This window comes from Armatimonadota bacterium (assembly GCA_031081675.1).
Taxonomy (GTDB): Bacteria; Sysuimicrobiota; Sysuimicrobiia; order Sysuimicrobiales; family Kaftiobacteriaceae; genus Calidihabitans; species Calidihabitans tengchongensis.
This window is the reverse complement of the sequence record JAVHLZ010000045.1, coordinates 1-4,770: the sequence shown is the minus strand read 5'-3', so window position 1 is coordinate 4,770 and position 4,770 is coordinate 1. Positions and strand designations below refer to the sequence as shown.

Below are 4,770 nucleotides of genomic sequence, written 5' to 3'. Positions count from 1 at the left end.
CGTGGTCATCCAGCCCAACCCCATCACCGCCGACGAGCGGATGGGCCTGCAGGTGGGGGCGCTCACCGTGGTCACCGGGCGGGGCGCGGTGTCCCTGCACCAGGTGCCCCTGGAGCCGCTGGTGGCAGGCTGACACCCGGAAAGAGGAGGACGGCCGGGCAGGTCGGAACACTGTGGTCGCCTGGGGCCGCAGCCGGGCGCTGCGCCCCGCCCCGACCGATACGGGACCCGATGTCAGGTGATCGGAGGGCGCAGACCGTGAGTGTGTCCTCCCGACGGTGGATCGGACGTCCCCTGCGCAGGCGCGAAGACCCGCGCTTCCTGCGCGGAGAGGCCCGCTACATCGACGACCTGATCCTGCCGGGGACGGTCCACATGGCCGTGGTCCGCAGCCCCCTGGCCCACGGCGTCCTGCGTGCGGTCCGCACCGACGCCGCCGCCTCTCACCCCGGCGTGCTCGCGGTGGTGACGGCCGCCGACCTGGCGGGCGCCGTCCGGCCCGTGCCCCCCAACCCCGTGGAGGGCGCCCAGGTGGCGGCCGTGCCGCATCCGATCCTGGCAGCCGACCGCGTGCGCTACGTCGGCCAGCCCGTGGCGGCGGTCCTGGCGCGGAGCCGCGAGGAAGCTGAAGATGCCGCCGGTCTGGTCTCCCTCGACTGCGACCCCTTGCCGGCGGTGGTGGACCCCCTGGCCAGCCTCCAGGGCGCGGTGCGCCTGCACGACAGTCTGCCCGACAACATCCTGGTGCGGTGGAGCCGGTCATCCGGCGACGTGGACGGCGCGTTCGCCCGCGCCCACCGGGTGGTCCGCCAGCACTTCGTGATCCCCCGCCTGGCCGCCGTGCCCGTCGAGACCCGGGGAGCCGTCGCCTCCTACGATCCGGGCCGCGACCTGCTCACGGTGTGGATCTCCGCCCAGGATCCCCACCGGCCGCTGGCGGCGCTCAGCCGCGCCCTGGGACGTCCCGACGACCGGATCCGGGTGATCGTCCCCGACGTGGGCGGAGCGTTCGGCGCCAAAGGCCACGCCCCGCCGGAGGCGATCCTGGCCGCGCACCTGGCGATGCGCACCGGCCGCCCGGTGAAATGGGTGGAGGACCGCCGCGACAACCTGGCCGCCATGTACCAGGGGCGCGGGCTGGTGGCCGACGTGGAGGTCGCCTGCGATGCCTCGGGCCGCCTGCTGGCGCTGCGGGCCCGGCTGGTGGCCGACCTGGGAGCGTACCTGTACCCTCCCACCGCCCAGGTGCCGGTGACGACCGCCATGCTGCTGACCGGCGCCTACCGGATCCCCGCGGCCGCCGTCGAGCTGGTGGGCGTGGCCACCACCAAGGTCCCCACCGGACCCTACCGCGGCGCCGGCCGGCCGGAGGCCGCCTACCTGGTCGAGCGCACCGTGGATCTGGTCGCCCGCGACCTGGGGGTGGACCCGGTGGAGCTGCGCCGGCGCAACCTCATCCCCCCGCAGCAGTTTCCCTACAGGACGCCGCTGGGCTTCACCTACGACTCGGGCGACTACGCCCGCGCGCTGCGGCGGGCGTGCGAGCTGGTGGACTACGACCGCTGGCGCGCCGCGCAGGCCCGCGCTCGGGCGGAGGGCCGACTTGTGGGGGTCGGCGTCGCCGTGTACGTGGAGAGGGCGGGAGCCCTGCTGTGGGAAAGCGCGTCGGTCAGCGTCACCCCTGCGGGCCGGGTCATCGCGCGGGTGGGCTCCACGCCCACCGGGCAGGGACACGTAACCACGTTCAGCCAGATCGTCGCCGAGGTCCTGCAGGTGGACCCGGAGGCGGTCTCGGTGGAGATGGGCGACAGCGCCGTCGTCCCCCGGGGCGTGGGCACCTTCGGCAGCCGCTCCACCACCCTGGGCGGCTCGGCGCTGCTGGTCGCATCGCAGAAGGTGGCGGACAAGGCCACCCGCATCGCCGCCCACCTGCTGGAGGCGCCGGCGGCGGACGTGGTCTGGACCGACGGGCGGCTGCACGTCCGCGGGGCGCCCGAGCGGGCTCTGACCCTGGCCGATGTGGCCGCCGCGGCCTACCAGCCGGCCCGCCTGCCCCCGGACCTGGAGATGGGACTGGAAGCCAGCGCCGTCTTCCGGATGTCGGGGCCGGTCTTTCCTTCAGGCGCCTACGCGGCGGTGGTGGAGGTGGACCCGGACACCGGCGAGGTCCACGTCCTGCGGATGGTGGCAGTGGACGACGCCGGAACGGTGGTCAACCCCCTGCTGGCCGAGGGCCAGATCGCCGGCGGCATCGTCCAGGGCCTGGGCCAGGCGCTGCTGGAGGAGGTCGTGTACTCCGCAGACGGCCAGCTGCAGACGGCGACGCTGATGGACTACGCGGTGCCCCGGGCGGCGGGGATGCCGGAGCTGGTCGGCGAGTTCCAGCACACGCCGTCTCCGCTCAACCCGCTGGGGGCCAAAGGATTGGGCGAGGCGGGGACCACCGGTGCCCCGGCGGCGCTGGCCAACGCGGTGCTGGACGCCCTGGCCGCCCGCGGCATCGTTCATCTGGACCTGCCGCTGACTCCCGCGAAGATCTGGCGGGCACTGCGCGGGCGAGACATCGGATAGACGTCCGTCAGGGCCCCCCGCAGGGCGGCCTCGCCCCGGCGGGGAAACCTCCACCGGCGATGCTAGCCGCCGTCCTGTACCGGTTCGGCCGGCCCCTGCGCCTGGAAAACCGCCCCCGGCCCCGGACCCGGGGCGAGCAGGTCCTGGTGCGGGTGCGCGGGGCCGGCGTCTGCCACAGCGACGTCCACATGGCCGACGGGGAGTTCGCCGGCGTGCGCCTGCCCCTGGTGCCCGGCCACGAAGTGGCCGGCGAGGTCCCCGAGATGGGTCCGGTCCTGGTGTACGCCAGCTGGGGATGTGGCCGCTGCCAGTGGTGCCGGCAGGGCGACGAGCAGCTGTGCCCGGACGGATTGGACGCCGGCTGGACGGCCGACGGCGGCTACGCGGAGTGGATGGTCGTCCCCTCCCGCCGCTACCTGATCCCGCTGGGCGACCTGGACCCGGTGCGGGCGGCGCCGCTGGCGGATGCGGGCGTGACCCCTTACCGCGCCGTGCGCCGGGCGCTGCCGTGGCTTGAAGGTGGCGGCCCGGCGGTGGTCATCGGGGTGGGCGGGCTGGGCCAGTTCGCCATCCAGTACCTGCGGCTGCTGGCCGGAGCGCGCGTGGCCGCGGTGGACCGCAACCCGTCCAAGCTGGCGGTCGCGCGAGGGCTGGGGGCGGACACCGCCGTGCTGCCGCGGGACGCCCGCCGCCTTCCCCCGGCCCGGGCGGTCTTCGACTTCGTCGGGTCCCGGGCGACCCTCGCCCTGGGAGCGCGCCTGCTGCAGCCCGGCGGGATCCTCGTTCAGGTGGGGGCCGCAGGCGGCCACCTGCCGTTCGGGTTTGACACGGTGCCCTCCGAGGCCCACCTGACCACGTCGGTGTGGGGGTCTATGCGGGAGCTGTCCGAGGTGGTGGACCTGGCCCGGCAGGGGAAGATCACCTGGCACGTGGAGACACTGCCGCTGGCCCAGGTCAACGAGGCCCTGCGCCGCGTCCGCCGGGGCCAGGTGCGCGGGCGGTTGGTATTGGTGCCACAATCCGATACAGCAACGCGACACTAACCCCCCGCAAAAGGACCACGCCGCGTCCGTTAAAAGTTCGGAAGACTCTCAGTCGAAGCGATTCCTAAGGATTGACCAATTATTGAGAAAGTGAGTGAAATTCCTCTTCGAATCTACAGAATCCCCGAAGGAATCCTTCTTCAAACTGTCCCTTTGATTCTTCAAGAGACCTCGAGTTTCCCAGAGTTCGCCTTTCTCGTTAATACACAGGTAGACATGATACCTTTCCTTACGGCCGTGGACTGCGTGGAGGCGCTTGTACAACTCTTTGGGCGGTATCACAACGACCCAATCCAAATGCCAAGGCCGCCGAGGGTCGTTACCCGAGATCGCCAAGATCCACAGATTGGCCTTACTCTCCCTAAGCTCTCTCCCCCGCAGCGAAAACCAGCTGAAAGCTCTCCATCCATCAACCGGATAGTTCTGCGACAGTTTGACCTGTAACGACATAAAGCTCTGCCCCCGGGTGACCAACAAGTCGATACCGGCATCCCGTGCGGGAACCCACAACGTAACATGAGGCAGGCGTTGTTCTATCTCCCGTCCGACAAGAAACTCTCCAGCATGCACAGTAAAGATGGGTCTCATCGCGATCCCCTTCAGCCGCGACGTCTCCGCCAAGGTCACGATTTCAGTGTACTTAATTGCCCGATTCTTAGATTCTTAGACTAGAACACGGGCGAATTATGCCCCACGGGTGGACATCAATCTGGCAGCCGGGGTTCGCTCAGAATAGCCTGGTCAGGAGATGCTCTCCGGATCCGTGTGCAGTGAACTCACCTCCTCCGGGCTGAACTTATTGAGCCTGATGATCCGAGCGCGGGCGCGCACCATGGGCGGCACCGCCATCAGCGCGTGCGCCTCGCTCTCCGCCTCGACGATGGCCCACCCGCAGTGGACGCCGGACTTGCACCCCCAGTCAAAGTTGTACAGGTAGCCCATGGCCCTGACCAGCTGCAGCAGCCGGGCGCAGTCCTTCGCATCGTGCGGCGACTCGATCAGGTACCGGTCCACCGTCAACACTCCCCTCTGAGGTCCCGCCGGTCCGACCCGACAGATGCCCGGGCATCAGGTCACCGTCCGCGGAGCCCAGACGCCGGGACATTCTCAGCGTAGACTACGCTGCCGCCCACCAGTCCCCTGCACAGGTCGGGCC

At 70.6% G+C, this 4,770-nt stretch carries 3 protein-coding genes; 2 read left to right on the top strand and 1 reads right to left on the bottom strand.

From position 1 onward, the window contains the following. Positions 1-258: 258 nt before the first annotated feature. Both RB150_11320 and RB150_11315 read left to right on the top strand, forming a co-directional pair. Positions 259-2,571 carry a xanthine dehydrogenase family protein molybdopterin-binding subunit gene (locus tag RB150_11320; GenBank protein MDQ7821123.1) on the top strand — a complete coding sequence of 771 codons (2,313 nt, stop codon included), beginning with the start codon at positions 259-261 and terminating at the stop codon, positions 2,569-2,571. 59 nt (positions 2,572-2,630) lie between these two features. Next, positions 2,631-3,614, top strand: coding sequence for an NAD(P)-dependent alcohol dehydrogenase (locus tag RB150_11315; GenBank protein MDQ7821122.1), 984 nt, complete (start codon positions 2,631-2,633; stop codon positions 3,612-3,614). Between the two features lie 741 nt (positions 3,615-4,355). Here the strand turns inward: RB150_11315 and RB150_11310 are convergent. Continuing rightward, positions 4,356-4,628: a hypothetical protein gene (locus tag RB150_11310; protein ID MDQ7821121.1), complete on the bottom strand. Its 273-nt coding sequence runs from the start codon at positions 4,626-4,628 to the stop codon at positions 4,356-4,358. Between the last annotated feature and the right edge of the window lie 142 nt (positions 4,629-4,770).